This is a genomic window from Pantoea sp. DY-5 (assembly GCF_019795955.1).
GTDB classification, from domain to species: domain Bacteria; phylum Pseudomonadota; class Gammaproteobacteria; order Enterobacterales; family Enterobacteriaceae; genus Pantoea; species Pantoea leporis.
On sequence record NZ_JAIMIE010000002.1, the window covers coordinates 453,707 to 471,572 of the forward strand.

The 17,866-nt window shown below is 51.0% G+C and carries 13 protein-coding genes; 3 read left to right on the top strand and 10 right to left on the bottom strand.

Annotated elements, in window-relative coordinates; genetic code table 11:
* Positions 1-3 precede the first annotated feature (3 nt).
* Positions 4-1,017 carry a tyrosine-type recombinase/integrase gene (locus K5Y30_RS10330; RefSeq protein WP_222211314.1) on the top strand — a complete coding sequence of 338 codons (1,014 nt, stop codon included), beginning with the start codon at positions 4-6 and terminating at the stop codon, positions 1,015-1,017.
* A gap of 96 nt (positions 1,018-1,113) precedes the next feature.
* Here K5Y30_RS10330 and K5Y30_RS10335 read toward each other — a convergent pair whose 3' ends face one another.
* The 6 genes from K5Y30_RS10335 to K5Y30_RS10360 form a co-directional block, all read right to left on the bottom strand.
* Positions 1,114-1,782, bottom strand: coding sequence for a hypothetical protein (locus tag K5Y30_RS10335; protein ID WP_222211316.1), 669 nt, complete (start codon positions 1,780-1,782; stop codon positions 1,114-1,116).
* 64 nt (positions 1,783-1,846) lie between these two features.
* A complete protein-coding gene (locus K5Y30_RS10340) occupies positions 1,847-2,761 on the bottom strand; it encodes a hypothetical protein (protein WP_222211318.1) in 915 nt (304 codons plus the stop codon).
* Positions 2,762-3,158: 397 nt separating this feature from the next.
* The gene (locus tag K5Y30_RS10345) at positions 3,159-3,863 is read right to left on the bottom strand and encodes an MgtC/SapB family protein (RefSeq protein WP_222185374.1); all 705 of its coding nucleotides are present in this window, start codon (positions 3,861-3,863) and stop codon (positions 3,159-3,161) included.
* A 338-nt stretch (positions 3,864-4,201) separates the two neighbouring features.
* The gene (locus tag K5Y30_RS10350; RefSeq protein WP_222211320.1) at positions 4,202-6,022 is read right to left on the bottom strand and encodes a TolC family protein; all 1,821 of its coding nucleotides are present in this window, start codon (positions 6,020-6,022) and stop codon (positions 4,202-4,204) included.
* A 5-nt stretch (positions 6,023-6,027) separates the two neighbouring features.
* A complete protein-coding gene (locus K5Y30_RS10355; protein WP_222211321.1) occupies positions 6,028-7,269 on the bottom strand; it encodes an HlyD family type I secretion periplasmic adaptor subunit in 1,242 nt (413 codons plus the stop codon).
* A complete protein-coding gene (locus tag K5Y30_RS10360) occupies positions 7,266-9,566 on the bottom strand; it encodes a type I secretion system permease/ATPase (protein ID WP_222185371.1) in 2,301 nt (766 codons plus the stop codon). The genes K5Y30_RS10355 and K5Y30_RS10360 overlap by 4 nt, the downstream gene beginning before the upstream one ends.
* Before the next feature lie 266 nt (positions 9,567-9,832).
* On the opposite strand from K5Y30_RS10360, the gene ddlA reads away from it, so the two are divergent.
* Positions 9,833-10,927 (top strand): D-alanine--D-alanine ligase, encoded by a 1,095-nt coding sequence (gene ddlA / locus K5Y30_RS10365; protein ID WP_222211322.1) that lies wholly within the window; start codon positions 9,833-9,835, stop codon positions 10,925-10,927.
* Positions 10,928-10,943: 16 nt separating this feature from the next.
* On the opposite strand, the gene K5Y30_RS10370 is transcribed toward ddlA, so the two are convergent.
* From K5Y30_RS10370 to K5Y30_RS10380, 3 genes are all read right to left on the bottom strand, one after another.
* Positions 10,944-12,368 carry a GGDEF domain-containing protein gene (locus tag K5Y30_RS10370; RefSeq protein ID WP_222211323.1) on the bottom strand — a complete coding sequence of 475 codons (1,425 nt, stop codon included), beginning with the start codon at positions 12,366-12,368 and terminating at the stop codon, positions 10,944-10,946.
* Positions 12,369-12,663: 295 nt separating this feature from the next.
* Positions 12,664-14,139 carry a SulP family inorganic anion transporter gene (locus K5Y30_RS10375; RefSeq protein ID WP_222211324.1) on the bottom strand — a complete coding sequence of 492 codons (1,476 nt, stop codon included), beginning with the start codon at positions 14,137-14,139 and terminating at the stop codon, positions 12,664-12,666.
* 682 nt (positions 14,140-14,821) lie between these two features.
* On the bottom strand, positions 14,822-15,631 hold the full coding sequence (locus K5Y30_RS10380; protein WP_222211412.1) for a 5'-nucleotidase, lipoprotein e(P4) family: 810 nt from the start codon (positions 15,629-15,631) through the stop codon (positions 14,822-14,824).
* A gap of 109 nt (positions 15,632-15,740) precedes the next feature.
* Between K5Y30_RS10380 and K5Y30_RS10385 the strand changes: the two genes are divergently transcribed.
* Positions 15,741-16,460, top strand: a complete 720-nt coding sequence (locus K5Y30_RS10385; protein WP_222185367.1) for a polyphenol oxidase family protein — start codon at positions 15,741-15,743, stop codon at positions 16,458-16,460.
* A gap of 30 nt (positions 16,461-16,490) precedes the next feature.
* Here the strand turns inward: K5Y30_RS10385 and K5Y30_RS10390 are convergent, their stop codons facing one another.
* On the bottom strand, positions 16,491-17,810 hold the full coding sequence (locus tag K5Y30_RS10390) for a gluconate:H+ symporter (protein ID WP_008103467.1): 1,320 nt from the start codon (positions 17,808-17,810) through the stop codon (positions 16,491-16,493).
* Between the last annotated feature and the right edge of the window lie 56 nt (positions 17,811-17,866).

A 17,866-nucleotide genomic window follows, 5' to 3' on the forward strand; every position in this document is an offset into this window, starting at 1 on the left:
GGAATGGCAATAAACAAATTACCCAATGGGAAATGGCAGGCACAGGTTTTCCCAAACGGCCGTGATGGCAAAAGGATTCGCCGCCAGTTTGCTACGAAGGGCGAAGCACAATCCTATGAGAAGTTCGTAAAAGAACAGGCTCAAGATAAGCCCTGGCTGGGAGAGAAAGCAGATAAGCGGCGGGTGATTGAGCTGGTTGAACAGTGGTTCAACACGCATGGCATTACGTTGGCGGATGGCGAGAAGCGGCGAACCACAATGGCGTTCGCTTGTGAGGCGATGGGAAACCCACTCGCAACCGAGTTTAACGCGAAAATTTTTGCGTCTTATCGCGAGCAGCGGTTAAGCGGGAAGATCACCCGCTCCAGCCGAGTGAAAACGGTAACGCCTCGCACTGTTAATTTAGAGCTGGCGTATTTTAGGGCGATGTTTAACGAGCTACGCCGATTAGATGAATGGCCCGCTCCGAACCCCCTAGAGAATGTACGCGAGTTTAAAATCAGTGAATCTGAGATGGCGTATCTCACCATTGAGGAAATTAGAACGCTCCTCGCCGAATGTGAGAACAGCCGATCTAAAGACCTAACTGCCATTGTGAAAATCTGCCTGGCAACTGGCGCACGGTGGAGTGAAGCCGAAGGCTTGAAGGGTAACCAGATTCGCGCCGGGCAAATCATCTACGTGAAAACCAAAGGTAAGAAAAACCGAGCGGTGCCGATCAATGAAAAATTGCAGGCTGAACTTCCATCCACCAGGAAAGCGCAGGTGCTCTTTAAACCATGCTATTCAGCCTTTAGGAAGGCCATGCAACGCGCTGGCATCGAGACACCTGCTGGACAGCTTACGCACGTTTTGCTCCATACGTTCGCGTCTCACTTCATGATGAACGGCGGAAACATCTTAGTGCTTCAGCGGATATTGGGGCATACAGATATTAAGGTGACGATGCGGTATGCGCATTTTTCACCAGATCACTTATTTGAGGCTACGGAATTTAACCCTCTGAATACATTATAAAAACAGCAACCAAACAACCAAATATTCATTTTATATTTCTAAGTGGCTTTAAGAATGAATTAAAGCCACATTGATTTTATTTCACCCGCATAAAAATCAGGGATTGTTAGTTAGTATAGCTGGCAGGTTATTTTTAATTTGTTCAATAAAAGGTTCCATTCGGAAATATGCTCTCTTTGATAATTCCAGCTGATATACCAAGTCTTTTTTTATCTCAGCATGAATGTGGATCGCATTTCTCGCCTCGTAGAATTCAACAATATCTTTTTTAAGACTATTATCAATTAGACCCAAGCTTGCAGCACACTCAGCCTTTTTATCAAACCTGACTTTAGTAATATCAGTTTTAGCAACATCATTATAAGTAGGAATAATTTCCCTTCCATTATGAGAAAGAGCATCTTTTAAAGCTTTTCGCTTATGAGCTGGAATTGAAATTTCTTTTTTTGTCGTATAATCCGTTAAGGACTTCACATAAGGGTTTGATGGCAACCTATCAAATAAAATATGATGCAGCACTGCTTCATAAATTGAAGCATAGGATAATACCTGTAAGCGAATTTGTGCTCTTAAAAGCCATTCTTCAGCAGAAAGTCCCTCAAGAACTTTATAGAGGTATCTTGTTGACATAAATTCATCTGCAAGTCTCAGCTTGAGCGTAGAATCTGTAATGAAATCAAATACTTCTTGATGCCAAGATAAATCAGCAAGATGCCCACTAACATAACTATCTATTGCTTGCTTTATATCTTTTGAAAAAGCCATAAACCCTCCCTTTTAATACCTATGAATTTTTATAGAGAAACCCTAAAAGTTAAATTTAAAAAACTTATTGATTGTATAGAGTACAGATTAAAACCTTTCTCCTAAAAGGAATGCTTTTTTTAAATGAAATTCTATTATGAACAATCACTTCATACATCTTTTTTTCAGGCAGAATGATTAAGTCCATTTTATCTGCCTTGACATTATTAACTAATGACATTTCAATTTCTTCTATGTGCTTAATTTCATTTAAATATGCACAGTAGACGCTATAAGGAATGCTTTTATATTCTATATCATTCAAAGTTAAGTTAACAAGTAGTGTGTGTTGAAACTTATCGACATGAGCTATAACCTCCCCCTTACCATTCTTTATTGGAGTGGAGTTAGCTTTATTAAATTGGAGTTCCGGGATGTTAGCCTGTCTTTTAAAGAAACCTTGATCAAATTTATTATTTTTCTTTGAATTCAATTCATAATCATAAATTTCAGTAGGCCATGCATCATAAGCTCGGCCTATCAATTCATCAGGTTTATATATATCATTGTGACCACCGACGCAAATTGCATAGAAACAGTCATGGGTGAAAACACCAAAAACAAGTTCGTTTCTAATACCGCCTTTTTTATCTTTATGCAGATGGAAATGGCTAACATTATAGGTGTATAAAAGATAGTCCACTGCCTTCCATTCATTAATAGCCTTACTCATATAACAGTTAATGTCACCCCCTTCTTCTATAAGATCTTTTAATTTAATCCAGCGCTCATCGTTATACCAATTGCTCTCCAAAAAAGCTTTGCTATAAATTATTTTACGCTTTTTATTAATTACCCTTCTATTAAGCAAGCAACAATAAACTATGGGGGATAAGTCAGGTTGGTAATTTTCAATATCACTCACAACGATTCCAAAATCATTCAAAATCCTTTTTGAAAAGTAATCAAACCATTGTGATCTTAAAACCATCTCTGACATCCTTATCTCCTTCAATAATCCTGATATTTGAAATATAATGATCGGTTAGTGGGTAAATTTCACTCAGTTATCATCAAGATTATAAACGTTCTTTTACACCACTAAAATCTCGCATCTGACATAATTTTGGCAGCAAAGTGGCAGCAGAGCTCAACGCTATGTGCCACTTTTCATCACTATTCGGCCTAAAGAAAACATTAAAATCAGTAAGTTACTGATTTCACTCATTTCAAATTGGGACTTATAATCGCTTGGTCGCTGGTTCAAACCCAGCAGGGGCCACCAAATTTAGTGATGTTATTCATGCTATTAAGCCACCTCTTTCAAGGTGGTTTTTTTGTTTGTCATTCATAGTGGCGATTAAATGGCGACTGGTCTTCTAAAGCACATCTGAATATTAATCACGCTCCAACTCACTCACCTGCCATCGCACCGAACTCACACCTTTCTCCAGACTGATGCGGCTCACCAGACTTTCCAGCTGATCGGTTAACGTTGGATTGCCAATCACCTCCGCATTGACCTCCATGCGATGCGGCGGATCCATGTCTTCACTGTGTAGCGATTGCAGGCGTAAGCCGCTGCCACCCAGCGTGTGCAGCATCAGGCTGCGAACCTGAACCTCATCCTGCGCGAGGCAGATGATTTGTACTTTATAGTGTTGCATCGCTTCGGCTGCTGAGACGATGGTTTGGCGGTTGATACCCAAAGCCAGTTCACGCAGCAGTATATTCGCGCACAGGATCACCATGCAGCCGAGGGTCGCCTCCAGCAGCAATCCCATGCTGCACAGCACGCCAATGGCGGCGGTGCACCATAAGGTGGCAGCGGTATTCAATCCGCGGATGTTCAAGCCATCGCGCATGATGACTCCGCCACCGAGGAAACCGATACCGGAAACCACATAAGCCGCAACGCGTGACGCATCCGTAGCGATGCCGGGAACGCTTTGTGTCATCAGAACGAAGAGACAAGCGCCGGTGCTCACCAGCGCATTGGTGCGTAATCCGGTCATGCGTTGACGTAGTTGGCGCTCACTGCCGATCAGCGCGCCCAAAACCAGCGCGACGGTGACGCGCAGTAAAAAGATTTTCCAATCCATGATAGACCTCAATCCACAGCTCTTTATCTGCGGAACAACAGGTTAATAAATGGATTACAGACAGTGCGAATACCGCTGGGAACCAGCCGCATTGTGCTTATGAAAAGGGATGATTCTGGAAGGAAATTCACCGTCTTAACGCAGTTAAGACAGCGTGAAGGCTATCTTACCGCGAGGTCCTGCTGTAATCGTTTGGGACTTGTGTCCAATGCCGTTCTCCTCTTGGGTAAAAATCCGCCGCGATTCTAAAGTGACTTACGCAGCGTTGCCAACTCAAATAGCCCGTTCGTTTACGTTGGGTTAAAACAAAAACCCGCCGAAGCGGGTGTATCGAATTGTTATCGCCCCGTCGTTAGCCAACGACTTAGCGTGCCCGAGTTAGCGTATCCGCTGATAATGGCGGCATAGCTATCGAAACGGTTGCTAACTTCACTGATCTGGTTGTTGTAATGATCGCTTTCTGCACTCAATACGTCCAGCAATGAACGGCGGCCTAAGTGATACCACTGATCAAAGAAGTCCTTACGAATACGATCGGATTCCACAATCAGGTTTTTGTACAACACGGCTCGTTCAGCTGTTGAGTGTGCATTCTGACTGGCAGCACGCACACGGTTTTCCAGATCGCGCCGCTGTTCCTGCACCTGCTGACGACTCGCTTCGGCACGTTTAATCGCCGCAATTTCCTGGGCGTTGGTTGAACCACCGCGGAATAAGCCCCAGCTAACGTTCAGGCCGGTTTGCCATGCCTGCTGGCGTCCGAGCTGATCTTCACGTGTATTTTTGCTAACCGTCCAGTTGAGCTTTGGCAGGCCAGAAGCTTTGATTGCCTCCGCTTCTTTGAAGGCTGCTCGCTCTTCGGCGCTGGCGCGCAAGATCAGAGGATGGACATCCAGACTCGTCAGTTGGCGGTTTAAATCACCAAAGGAAAGCGCCCACTTATCGCTGGCTGGTAACGTCACGCGGCTGTTGCCCATCAGGCGATTCAGGGTGATTTCAACATCCCGCGCGCGAGACTCGGCATTTTCCAGGTAGCTTTGCGCTTGCAATAAGCGCCCTTTTGCCTGCGTCAGTTCACTGCGACGTCCAGTATCTGACTGAACAATACCGCTGAGCATTTTGGTCAGCTCCGCCATACGCGCCAAATACTGCTTACTGATAGCGATAACGTGCTGCTGTTTATTCCACTCAATCAAGGCATTACTGACCTGCATCGCCAGGTCTTCACGCTGTGCCTGCACTGCTTGCAGCGCAGATGTCACACGCTCTTCACGGCTTTCGATGGTGCGACTGGTTTGGCCAAAGTCGATAAGGTTGGTCGCCACTGATATACCTAAAGATGGCGTATTACCTTGATATTCATAATTCTTCGTCCCGCTACCAAACTCTTTGGTTGCGGAAGCGGCGCTGACATCAACCTGCGGCCAGCGCTGCCCTTTCGCTTCATCCACACTGGCTGCGGCGGCATCGCCTTGGGCAATGTAGGATTTCAATGACGGACTAATGCGCCAGGTAATGCGTGCAGCAGAGAGAAACTTTTGTCGTATTTCACTCTCGGCAACTGTTTCATTGGCTCCGCCGCTTAAAGTAACGGGTGAAGCCGTTACTGCTGCACTGGTATCCACAGGCGGGCTAACATAGTTAAAATCCGCCTTAGCGCTTTCAGCCGGAGCATAGGTCATCGTTGCTGCAGGCTGCTGCTGGCTAACATTGCGCGCCGGTTGCATCGGATTGAACGGTTTTGGTTCTGGACGACGTTGCTCCTCAGTCAGGAAGCCGCCACCCTGAATTTCAGCAGGCTGAATCGGCTTGCTGCTGATCGGTGCAGCTTGCTGCACAATTCCATTGCGCGGCGGAAGTTCAACGACCACAGGCGGTGCAATGGGTGCATTTACTGTTCTTGCCGGCTGGGAAAAAGTTACCGGAGCCGCAGATTGCGTGCGCACCGGCGCTACCGACATCGACGGAGCTCGCACTGGAGCCACCGGCGCAGGCGCCGTAGCGACAGGGCGCTGGCCACTCATTTCCGCAAACATCATTAACTCACTGGTGGAATCAGCCATCACGTTGACCGCTGGCGCCATCACAACTGCAATACAAACGGCAAGCAGAGAGAGATGACGCGCCTGTGTATGGCGCATCTTGTGATTATTTTTCATGATTATTAACGCTCGCGGAATGCTTCTTTGGCTTTCAGGACCGGCTTCAGCAGGTAATCGAGAATGGTTTTCTCACCCGTGCGCACCTCGACGGTAGCGATCATGCCGGGAATGATCGGCAGATCTTTATTGCCCGCATGCAGTGTGCTTTTGTCCGTCAGGATCAGTACGCGATAGTAGGTATCATCCGGGCGTCCACTGGCGGCTTTCTGATCGTCTTTTAGGGTATCCGGGCTGATATATTCCACGTGACCATCAAGTCCACCATAGATGGCAAAGTCATAGGCGGTGATTTTCACCTTGGCCGGTAAACCAGGTCGCAGGAAGGCGACATCCGACGGACGAATTTTCCCTTCCACCAGCAGTTGCTCTTCCAGCGGAACGATTTCGAGGATGTGCTCACCCGGCTGAATAACCCCGCCAATGGTGTTAACGCGTACGTTTTTCACCGTGCCGCGCACCGGGGCCACAATCGTAGTGCGATCAACGATATCAGCACGACCAATGAGGTTTTCGCTAACCTGGCTCAGTTCTAATTCCAGGCGGCCCAGCTCGGTATGGGCATCAGATTGATAGCGGTTACGACGTTCGACGATTTGCGCCTGAATATCGTTGGCCTGACGCTGCATACGCAATAGTTCGACTTCCGACAAGAGACCTTTGGCCGCTAACGGCTCAGCCAGATGAATTTCGCGCATCGAAAGGGCGTAACTGCGTTGCAGCGAGCTGACGCTGTCACTCAACGCACGTTTACGCGATTCATAGGCTTTAGTTTCCTGCGCCACAACGGCTGGATCATTCTTGACCTGCTCATCAAACACCAGTGGCAGTGAATAAGCTTCAGCACGTAAGCGCGCAATGCTGCCCTTCAGACCCACCACTTTACTCAGTACTTCGCGATAGCTGGATTCGGCGCGCGTTGGGTCAATTTTCAGCAACATATCACCGCGATCTACTACCGTTCCTTCGCGCACATTCATCTCTGCCAGAATGCCCCCTTCCAGGCTTTGAATAACCTGTTCACGGCTGCGTGAGATGACCTTGCCATCACCTTTGGTGATCTCTTCTACTCGTGCGTAATTGGCCCAAGTCAGCCCCCCAACAAACACCGCGATGATGATCCACATCACCAGCTTGGAACCCGGCGTGGTTTGGGACAGCAGAGAAGCCTGCACGTCATTCATAAATTCGGCATCAGCAGCGGACATACCTTTCTCGCTCTTACGCCATGGCATTAACTTGTTCATACTGCGGCCTCCTCTGCTGCTGCATCCGTCGGCGCTGAATCGTTAGCGGGAGCTGGCGCACGTACCGCCGGTTCGACCGCCTGACGCGGCTGTTGGCGCGCTTTATTCTTTCCTTCCAGCGCGGCAAGCACCTGATCTTTCGGGCCATCCGCGACCACTTTTCCTTCTTCCACCACGATGATGCGATCGACTAATGCCAGAATGGATGGACGATGCGTCACCACAATCAGCGTGTGTCCTTCACTGGCACGACGTAAGTGCGCGAGGAACTGGTTTTCCGTCATGCTATCCATGGCGCTAGTTGGCTCATCCATCAGCAGCACTTTAGGCCGGGTTAGCAGTGTTCGTGCCAGGGAAACCAGCTGACGTTGCCCGCCGGACAAGCCTTCACCGCCCTCGCCAACCGTTAAATTGATTCCGCTTGGATGACGTGCGGCGACGTGATCCAAACCGGTCAGATTCAACACGCGTAGCAGCTCATTGGCGGTGGCGTCCGGACGCCCAATCATCACGTTCTCACGCAGCGTGCCGTAGAACAGACGCGCATCCTGACCGACAAAACCCACCGCCTTGCGCCAGTCCGCTGGATCAATCTGGTTAACATCCAGACCATCGGCCGAAAGCTGACCTTTCACCGGCTGGTAGAGACGCGCCATCACACGCAATAAGGTGGATTTACCGCTACCGATGCGGCCCAGAATCGCGACACGTTCTCCGGCTTTGATACTCAACGAGATATCTTTGAGGATCTCCGGGTTTGGCTTCATTGGCGGTGCCGGATAGGAGAAGTTGACGTTGGTCAGCGTGATCTCACCACTCAGCGGCGGATCGGTGAGATAGGTTTTGCTACTGTCACGATCTACAGGCATCTCCATCAGCTTGTTGAGCGAGGTTAAGGCTGCTTTTGCCTGCTGGTAACGAACAGCCAAACCAATAACCTGACCGAGCGGGCCGGTGGCGCGGCTGGCGAGCATCACGGTGGCGATCATCGCACCCATGGTGAACGTACCTTCGTTGATCAGATAAACACCGGCCACCACCAACATCACCGTCTGGAACTGCTGCAGGAACGTCACCACACCGGTTGCCAGCGTCGAGTAACGTTTGGATTTCATCGAGTTAGCAGATTGCAGTGCGCTGAAGTTTTCCCAGCGGCGCTGCATGTGCGCTTCACCGCCCACCGCTTTCAGCGTTTCCATACCTTCAACCGACTCAATCAACACACCTTGTTTCAGTGAGGCATCACGCAGGTTCTCTTTCATGATGCGCGCCAGCGGCCACTGGATCGCGGCACTGACGATGATGATCAGCGGGATCATCATCAGAGGAATGATCGCCAGCGGACCGCTGATAAAGAAGATCACGCCAACAAACATCAGAATGAAGGGCAGATCGGAAATCGCCGCCAGCGTGGCAGACGCCACGAAGTCACGCACCGATTCATACTCACGAATCTGGTTGGCGAAAGTACCGGAGGAAGCGGGTTTGTGTTCCATCTGAATCGAAAGTGCCTGACGGAACAGCATACTGCCGAGCACCAAATCGGCTTTTTTACCGGCCATATCCAGCAGATGTGCACGCACGAAACGCGTGACCGCTTCGAAGATCATCGCAATGGTCACGCCAATCGCCAGTGACCACAGCGTCACGAATGCCTGGTTTGGCACCACGCGGTCATAGACGTTCATGGTGAAGAAGATGCTGGAAAGGCCGAGAACATTGATCAATACCGCCGCAATCGCGGCACTGCGGTAATAGCGGCGATAGCGCCACAACGTGGTAAACAGCCAATGGCCTTTTACTTCCGGCAGCATTTCACTGGCGCGCTCATCGACCACCGCAGCAGGTTTCGCCATCACAGCGAAACCAGCGTAAATCTCATTGAGTTCCGCCAGGCTCATCTCAACGGCTGAAGCGCTCACTTCTGGCATCACCAGTTGGAAGCGCAATTCGCGTTGGTTTTCTTCATTGGTATGAATACGACGCGACAGTACAATGCAACCGCCGCCCTCTTTGCGCAGAAGAATCATCGGCATCAACTGCTCCGGGAGATCCTGCAGACGACGCTCAACCATGCCGCCGGTAATGCCTGCATTTTCCAGCGCTGTCATAGCTTGTGATGGTGAAAGCAATGTCGCTTTTGGCAAACCTGCCACCAGCGCTTCTTTACTTTTCTCACGTTTATAATGTTTGCAGATCCAAGCCACGCTTTTTAACAGCGTGTCATCCACCGTGGTTTCAATACGAGCAACAGAACGCGCATCCTGCTCCACAGCATCCTGCTTCTGGTCGACCATTTCCCGACTCCTGTAAACCTGACAAAAAACGGTGAGCACATTGCCCACCGTTGCACCTGTTTGAATTGGGAAAATTCTGACAGATGGCAGGTTTTGAGCAGTCCAAGACTTGTCTCAAACGGTGATGAATAATTGTTTAAATTCGTGACTATAGGCGCCAGGCGGGCTTTTTTGCACAGCCTTAAGTGGGAAAATGCAAGGCTGTTGATGGCTGTCCTGGGCGTGTTATCTTACTGACTCGCTTTATCGCAATCGGACAAATAGCAATGGTAAAACAGCGCGTAGGGATCGTGTTTGGCGGCAAATCGGCCGAGCATGAAGTGTCGTTACAATCAGCCAAAAATATCCTTGAAGCAATCGATAAGAGCAAATATGAGGTAGTGCTGCTGGGGATTGATAAACAGGGCGAATGGCATCTCAATGATGCCTCGGGATTCTTGCTCAACGCTGAGAATCCGAAGCTGATTGCCCTAAATCGTTCAGGTGAAAATGTCGCACTGGTTCCGGGAAGTTCTTCCCAGCAGCTGATTACCCGTCAGCAAGCGCAGCCGCTTTCACAGCTGGATGTCATTTTCCCCATCGTGCACGGCACGCTGGGTGAAGATGGTTCGCTACAGGGCTTATTACGCATGGCGAATCTGCCGTTTGTCGGCTCTGACGTGCTCGGTTCTGCCGTCAGCATGGATAAAGATTTCACTAAGCGCCTGTTGCGTGATGCCGGGCTGAACGTCGCACCCTGGCTGAGCGTGACGCAGGCACAGCGCGCGAACATTGATGCTGAGGCCGTAATGGCGCGCTTTGGCTTGCCGCTGTTTATCAAACCGGCTAACCAAGGCTCCTCAGTCGGCGTGAGCAAAGTGGACAGCCCGGAAGCATTCGATGCCGCGCTGGATCTGGCCTTTACGTTCGACCGCAAAGTGTTGATAGAGCAAGGGATCAAGGGACGCGAGATTGAGTGTGCGGTGCTCGGCAACGATGCGCCACAAGCCAGCCCGTGTGGCGAAGTGGTGGTTCATGATGCCTTCTACTCATACGACACCAAATACATCAGCGAAAGCGGTGCGCAGGTGGTGGTGCCAGCAGCGATCAGCGATGAAGCCAGCGATGCGATTCGTCAGGTGGCGATTACTGCATTTCAGGCGCTTGAGTGTTTTGGCATGGCGCGTGTTGATGTGTTTCTGAAAGAGAGCGGCGAGATCATTGTCAATGAAGTGAATACCTTGCCTGGCTTCACCAACATCAGCATGTATCCGAAGTTATGGCAGGCAGCAGGCTTGAGCTACAGCGATCTGATATCCCGTCTGATTGAGCTGGCGCAGCAACGTCACCAGCAGATCAGCCAACTTAAAAGCAGCGTTTAAATCGCCATGACGTGGCTCAAGCCACGTCATTCATCATGCTGCGCGACTCCATGGCAGGTGAGGTTTGATTACGGCCATTGCGTTTGGAGAGATAGAGATTTTTATCCGCCGTTGACACTAAACGATTAATCACACTCGGCCATTCACGTTCCGTCTGCGCACTGCCGCGCGCCAGACCCAAACTGGCAGTTACCGTTACCGTGTTGCCCTGAATCCAGAACTTCTCTTTGACCATCGCCTGACGAACCGTTTCGGCCAGCTGATAGAGTTGACTATGGCTACAATCGAACACCACCACCACAAACTCTTCGCCACCGAAGCGACACACCATGCCACGATTGCCAACCACGCGTTGAATACGTCGCGCAATCTCCTCCAGCACGCAATCACCGGCATCGTGGCCAAAGTTGTCGTTAATGGCTTTGAAATAGTCGACATCGAGCATCACTACGCCCGCTTCACGCTGCAGCGAAAAAGGTTCATTTCGCAGGCTTTCATACAGACCGGAACGGGACAACAACTGGGTGAGAAAATCAAAATTAGCGCGGAGTGCAAGGCGATGATTGAGTTGGCGAATGGCATCCATGCTCACCGCCACCAGCAGCGGGCTGAGCGCAACGGTGGCGACGCCAAGCCGTGCCGAGGTGAGATGGCTAATCGGCAGCAACGCATCGTCACCCTGAATATTCATGACTCCGTGTGACACCAGCACAATCTCGGTGATACCGGTTATCAGGATCACCAAACTGGTCAACGGAATCGGCAACACGATAGCGCACCAGATCAGCGCTGGAAGCGGGAACGTTAGGCTGCCGGCCCCGCCAATTAAGGCCCCAACGATCAGCGACAGGATAACCGCCGCCAGCGGCAGCAGTTTGCCGGGATGCAGTAAGGTGCGCGGGGAAACCGTACGCAGCGGGCGCGCCAGCATCACCGGCAACAGCATCAGCGAAGTGGAGAACTGTTCGCTAAACCAGTCGCCCCACGCCACGATAAAGCGCGCATTGAAATCGATATCCTGCGCCCACGCGCCCCAGGTCGCACAAGCCGCCGCGCCGAGAAAACAGGCGGGGAAAATGCGCATAGCATTGAACACCTGACTGTGGGCGGAAGGACGTTGCAGATGTTTGATCAGCATGCTGACCGCGACGAGGATAAACAGAATATTGGCGAAATTGACGGTAAACGCCGGTAGCGCCCAGCCGGAAAATACCGTGTCGTTAAAAACCATCGCACTTAAACACACCAGATAGCTGGAGGTGGTGTGCAAAAACGGATTCCGCACTATCAGTCCCGCCACCAGCGCATTCACCGGCCAGAACAGCGAGAACTCTTCGGGGATACGTAAGTGGCTGCCGATGAAGCAGAAAAACAGCGTAATGAAGAACAGCGTGAGAGCATTCTTTTTAAAATTATTCTCTTCAAACAGCATAACGCGCATACGTCTGAACCCTGTAACCTGGAAAGTGCCGCCATCAGCTATAAGCATCAGCAAGCATTAAACCGGAAATAAACGTGCGATGATTCGGTAATTAAGCAAGTGTTCGTCATCCTACTCTGCGGCTGGGCGGCGCTCAACCAGCCATAAAAAGCAGCGTCGCGCCTAATGGCATTGTGGAAACGCCAGAGATAAAGGATAAAACTTGCGGCAATTATGCCCTGCAAATAAAAAAATCGGCTATCCGAGATATCCGATTTTTTAGTTTTAAAACGGTTGTTCCAGCGCAGACTTATTGCTATTTCACCGCAACAGGCCACTGACTCAGACGAATGCCACGTTCGCGTGCGTTTTCGCCAAAGTCTTTGAGCACCGCTTTGACATCAGGATCCATATATTGGGCATTGTCGTGCTCAGCAATCACCACGCTGTTTTCAGGGATCTCCGCCAGTAATCCCTGCAGTTTTGGATTGTGCATAAAGGTCAGATTCTGCTTGAGGCGTAAAACGTAGTGATCGTCATGACGCGTGAGCTGTAAGGCGTTGCGATGACTTTTATAAATGCTGTAGAGGATTTGCGTAGCGATGCCAATACCGATGCCGGCCAGCATGCCAAACACGATAATGCCGCCGATGGTGGCAAGGAATGGCACATATTGCTGCGGTCCCATACGTATCTGCTCAATGAACAGGCGCGGCGTGGCCAGCTTATAGCCGGTATACAGCAGCACCGCCGCAAGGCTGGCAAGGGGAATCGTGTTAAGCAAATTACTGAACCATAGGCCGCAGAATAGCAGCAGCACACCATGAAGCAGAATCGACAGTTTGGTTTGCGCGCCAACGCTGACGTTCACCGAACTGCGCACGATCACCGCGGTAATCGGCATCGCGCCAAGGAACCCGGCGGTCAGGTTCCCAATGCCCTGGGCAAACATCTCTTTATTGGGTGAAGGTGCAGGATGTTGCGGACGCAGTTTCTTCAGCGCTTCCTGACTAAGCAGCGTTTCAAGGCTCGCGACCAGCGCCAGCGTTATCGCCACCACCCACACCGCAGGGTTCTGCCACGCTTGCCAATCTGGCGTTTCCAGCTCCGCCACCAGCGCCGACATGCTGTCGAACGCTGGCAGCGTGATACGCGGCAAGCCTTCTGCTAAGGCTGGAAACAGGCGATCGCCAAACACCGTGGCGGCACAGCCCACCAGCACCGCCACCAGCGGGCCAGGCATCCAGCTCAGCGCTTTAACTGACTTGATCAGCGGCGTGGTCCACAGCCATAGAATTGCCAATCCCACGCCCGCAACCAGCATCGCGCTGCGCGAAAATCGAAATTCCCCGTTGACCAGCGACAGCAGCTCGACATCGCCCGCCGCGCCGAATGCCACCGGAATTTGCTGCATAATCAGCAAAATACCAATCGCCGCCAGCATGCCTTTAATCACGCTGCTCGGGACTAAGGCGATAAAACGTCCTGCACGCAGTAAGCCAAACAGGCACTGCAACACACCCGCCAGAATCAGCGCGGTGAGAAAGGCGGAAAAGCTGCCTAGCGTGGCGATCGACGCGACCACAATCGTTACCAATCCCGCCGCCGGACCACTAACCGCAAAACGCGAGGGGCTCAGCGCAGTCACCAGCACCCCACCAATCACGCCGGTGAGCAGACCCGCAAAGGGCGGCAATCCACTCGCCTGCGCGATGCCAAGACAGAGCGGCAGCGCGACCAGAAACACCACAAAACCAGCCGGAATATCCTGACGAAGCGTGCTTAAATTCATGGCGTTGATTCCTCTGCAGATGGCTGAATTAACCGCGCGCGGCACCGCAAAGCCAGAGTACGATTTATCACTAATAAGGGTTTCAGGGTCATCACAATAATCTTCTCTCAACATTTAAAAAGATCGCTTTCAGGCAGATAGCGACGTCATTAAACGCGGCTATGGAGAACCATTGAGGATGAAAGCAGAACTTCCTCACAAAAATAGTTTATAGACGCTTAAGCATTACCTTGCATCATGAATATTTCTGACGTCGACAAAACGAACCTTTTTGTAAAGTAAACTTCAGTAAACGTATGAATCAGGTAAGTTTATGCAAGGAGCGGAATGATAAGCAGGCTCGATAAAAAGTATTATTAACAATTAAATAAGAGAGATTTTAAATGTGATATTTTCGGTGCAATTACAAAACAATACACGCAATAATTATATGCTATTTTAGCGACACTATAATTTAATCCTTATGATCTGGGAGAAATCCTAATTAAAAAATTTATGATTAGTGAGATTCACTGCCATTCAGCAAATAAGACGAGATATTTCGCCATTAAGTTGCCATGAATTTAGTAAGAGATCAGGAAAACAGTGAGGGGAATAATAGTTACGGAGTTATGTAAATATTGATGGACCTGAAAAGGACATGAATGCGCCTGCCTAAGCAGACGCTATTTTACCTGACGAATTATTTACCGTTCCACGCTTTCATACGCGCTTCGCGCACCTGCAGTTGCTGCTCAGGCGTCAGTTTGTTGTAGTTTTCCGCCATACCACTTTCCCAGTCGCCATACAGCGGGTTCGGTAACACGATAAATTGGGTGCCAAAACGCTGATGATTAAGGCTAACGAACTGCTGACGCTGCGCATTTCCCTGATGCCAGGTTGAACCGCCAAAGTCATTGAGGTTGTCGCCCACATACAGCACCACGTTGTAACCGGCATTCTTCACCGCGTCGAAGCGCTCTTGCTTGTTAGAATTGCCGGTACTCAAGCGCACCGTTTTCTCGCTCACGCCGCTGAAGCCCAGCTTATTCAGGTTCTCAACCGTTGCGGCAAAATCTTTTTGGTCGCGGTTGGAGATATAGAACATAGTGCCGCCGTGGCTGTTGACGTAGTTGGCAAACTCCACTGCGCCCGGAACGGCCGTTGCCTGACGCGCCTGCGTCCACGCTGACCAGGTTTTACCCGAGAAGGGCTGGCCGTTTTTCGCCTGCCACGCGCTGTAGGCGCTGTTATCAATCATCGTTTCATCTAAATCGACGATAACCGCTTTCGGTTTACCCGCCAGCGATGGCGCCTGATCGAAGGCCATGCGCGCGCTGTTAAATGACTGCCAACTCAATGCCTGATATTCGCCGGATTGCTGGAACCAGTTTACTGCCAGCACCGATTGCTGGCCGAGCTGCTGCTGAGCCTGCTGTTTAGAAGGCTGCGCACAACCGGTTAATGCCAGCGCCATTAAGCCGGATGCCGCCAGCAAGGTGGTTTTCTTCATCATTTCATCCTTAAGTGATTAGGGTCAGTTTTTGTAAAGCTTTAAAAATGTAGCAGTTAACGTAAGCTGTGGGCAGCAGAAAGCAGCGGTTTGGTGAGAGGAGACACTTATGGTACAGCACCCCCACAGCGGTCCACGATCAAGACTATTGGATGACTTTTCCTGGCTGGAATACGCCTTTCAGCCGGCTGGCCAGCCCGTTCCGGCAGAGGCGGCTTATGGTCAACAGCGTCACAGCGCCAATGTGTTGCTGGCAAGCCAAAACATCCCGCCTAAGCGTTGCGAATCGGATGGCTTGATTGGCGAAGATCATCTGCCGGTCGCGGTGTATACCGCCGATTGTCTGCCGGTGTTATTTGCCGACCCGCAACAACAGCAGGTTGCGGCGGTGCACGCCGGATTAAAAGGCACGCTCGGTGGCGTATTGAACAACGCGATTGATCGTCTGCTGGAGCGCGGCGCCAGCCGTGAAACGCTGCGTGTGGTAATTGGTCCAGCGATCGGGCCGTGCTGCTATGAACTGGGTAACGATCTGGTGACACAGATGCAGGATCGTCACGATCTTCCGCCGTTACCCTACTCCACCCAGCAGCCGCACAACGCACAAGCGATCCGTCCGCAGGCGCGGGCCCAGCAGGATGGAATCTGGTTTGATCTGCCTAACCTGGCGCGAGGCTTGTTGTTACAGCGGGGGGTGGTGGCGGAACATATTGAAGTGCTAAACGTCTGTACCTACTGCATGGCGGAAGCGGGTTCCAGCTATCGCTACAACACCCATTTTGACAGCGGCTATCAGTCACGTTTCTCGTGGATCCGCACGCGCGGTTAAGGGCTTCACGTCCTTGTGAAGCTTTATCGATCAGTGAATTATGGCATTGAGCGCCAACACGCCGGCTAAACCGAGAATTGAGATCAGCGTCTCCATCACCGTCCAGGTTTTCAGGGTTTCCACCACGCTCAGGTTGAAGTAACCCTTGAACAGCCAGAAGCCGGGATCGTTCACGTGTGAAGCGATCACGCTGCCGGAACCCACCGCCAGTACCATCAAGGCCGGATCGGCATGCGTGGCCGCGATAATTGGCGTCACAATACCGGCGGTGGTGATCGCCGCCACCGTGGCTGAACCCAGCGCCACGCGCAGCATTGCCGCAACCGTCCAGCACATCAGCAGCGGTGACAGTGACGATCCCTTCATCATATCGGCGATGTAGTTACCTACGCCGCTATCCACCAGCACCTGTTTAAATGCACCGCCGCCCGCGATGATAAAGATGATCATGGCGATGGCGGCAATCGACTCGCCGCACATATCCATCACTTCTTCCATCTTACGGCCATTGCGCAGCCCCAACGTCAGCACCGCTATCACCACCGCGATAAACAGCGCCACTGCCGGATTACCGATGAATTCGAAGAACTGACGCAGCGCGTTCTCTTTCGGCGTGGTCAACTCGAAGACGGCGGCAATCGCCATCAGCACCACCGGAATCACTGCGGCAAAAATACTGATACCGAAGCCCGGCATCTCCTCTTCCGTGAAGATTTTTGGGTTATACAACCCTTCCGGCGGTGACTTCTCAAAGCTTTTAAGGAACTTAGAGAAAACCGGTCCGGCAATAATCACCGTTGGAATGGTGATGATCATGCCGTAGAGCAACGTGGTACCGAGATTGGCACCAAAGATGGTGGCAATCGCCGTGGGGCCGGGATGCGGCGGCAGGAAGCAGTGCGTGACCGAGAGCGCAGCCACCATCGGCACGCCAACATACAGCAGCGGCAAACCGGCAGCCGCCACGATAGTGAATACCAGCGGCAGCAGCAGTACGAAGCCAACTTCATAGAACATCGCCAGGCCAACGATCAGTCCGGTCACCACCAGCGCCCATTGCAGCCGCTCTTTACCAAAAGCGGCGATCAGCGTGGTGGCCACGCGTTGTGCGGCACCGGTATCGGAAACCAGCCGCCCGAGCATGGCGCCGAAGCCGAGGATCATCGCTAATCCGCCCAGTGTAGAGCCGATACCTTTCTGGATCGAGGCCATGACATTTAGCGGCGTCATGCCTTCGGCAATACCGACCACCGCCGAGACAAACACCAAAGCAATGAAGCCATTGACCTTAAATACAATCATCAACACCAGCAGCAGTATCACACCCAGCACAATGATGGTTATTGGCATTTTTATTATCCTTAGGAATACAGAGGGGTGATTAAGGTTTAGGCGCGGCCCGATGA

Excerpts from the sequence above, each read along its gene's own strand:
- K5Y30_RS10350 (WP_222211320.1), bottom strand. The coding sequence starts at position 6,022 with ATGAAAAATAATCACAAGATGCGCCATACACAGGCGCGTCATCTCTCT.
- K5Y30_RS10370 (WP_222211323.1), bottom strand. The coding sequence starts at position 12,368 with ATGCGCGTTATGCTGTTTGAAGAGAATAATTTTAAAAAGAATGCTCTC.
- K5Y30_RS10335 (WP_222211316.1), bottom strand. The coding sequence starts at position 1,782 with ATGGCTTTTTCAAAAGATATAAAGCAAGCAATAGATAGTTATGTTAGT.
- K5Y30_RS10375 (WP_222211324.1), bottom strand. The coding sequence starts at position 14,139 with ATGAATTTAAGCACGCTTCGTCAGGATATTCCGGCTGGTTTTGTGGTG.
- K5Y30_RS10385 (WP_222185367.1), top strand. The coding sequence starts at position 15,741 with ATGGTACAGCACCCCCACAGCGGTCCACGATCAAGACTATTGGATGAC.
- K5Y30_RS10345 (WP_222185374.1), bottom strand. The coding sequence starts at position 3,863 with ATGGATTGGAAAATCTTTTTACTGCGCGTCACCGTCGCGCTGGTTTTG.
- ddlA (WP_222211322.1), top strand. The coding sequence starts at position 9,833 with ATGGTAAAACAGCGCGTAGGGATCGTGTTTGGCGGCAAATCGGCCGAG.
- K5Y30_RS10380 (WP_222211412.1), bottom strand. The coding sequence starts at position 15,631 with ATGAAGAAAACCACCTTGCTGGCGGCATCCGGCTTAATGGCGCTGGCA.
- K5Y30_RS10330 (WP_222211314.1), top strand. The coding sequence starts at position 4 with ATGGCAATAAACAAATTACCCAATGGGAAATGGCAGGCACAGGTTTTC.
- K5Y30_RS10340 (WP_222211318.1), bottom strand. The coding sequence starts at position 2,761 with ATGTCAGAGATGGTTTTAAGATCACAATGGTTTGATTACTTTTCAAAA.
- K5Y30_RS10360 (WP_222185371.1), bottom strand. The coding sequence starts at position 9,566 with ATGGTCGACCAGAAGCAGGATGCTGTGGAGCAGGATGCGCGTTCTGTT.
- K5Y30_RS10390 (WP_008103467.1), bottom strand. The coding sequence starts at position 17,810 with ATGCCAATAACCATCATTGTGCTGGGTGTGATACTGCTGCTGGTGTTG.
- K5Y30_RS10355 (WP_222211321.1), bottom strand. The coding sequence starts at position 7,269 with ATGAACAAGTTAATGCCATGGCGTAAGAGCGAGAAAGGTATGTCCGCT.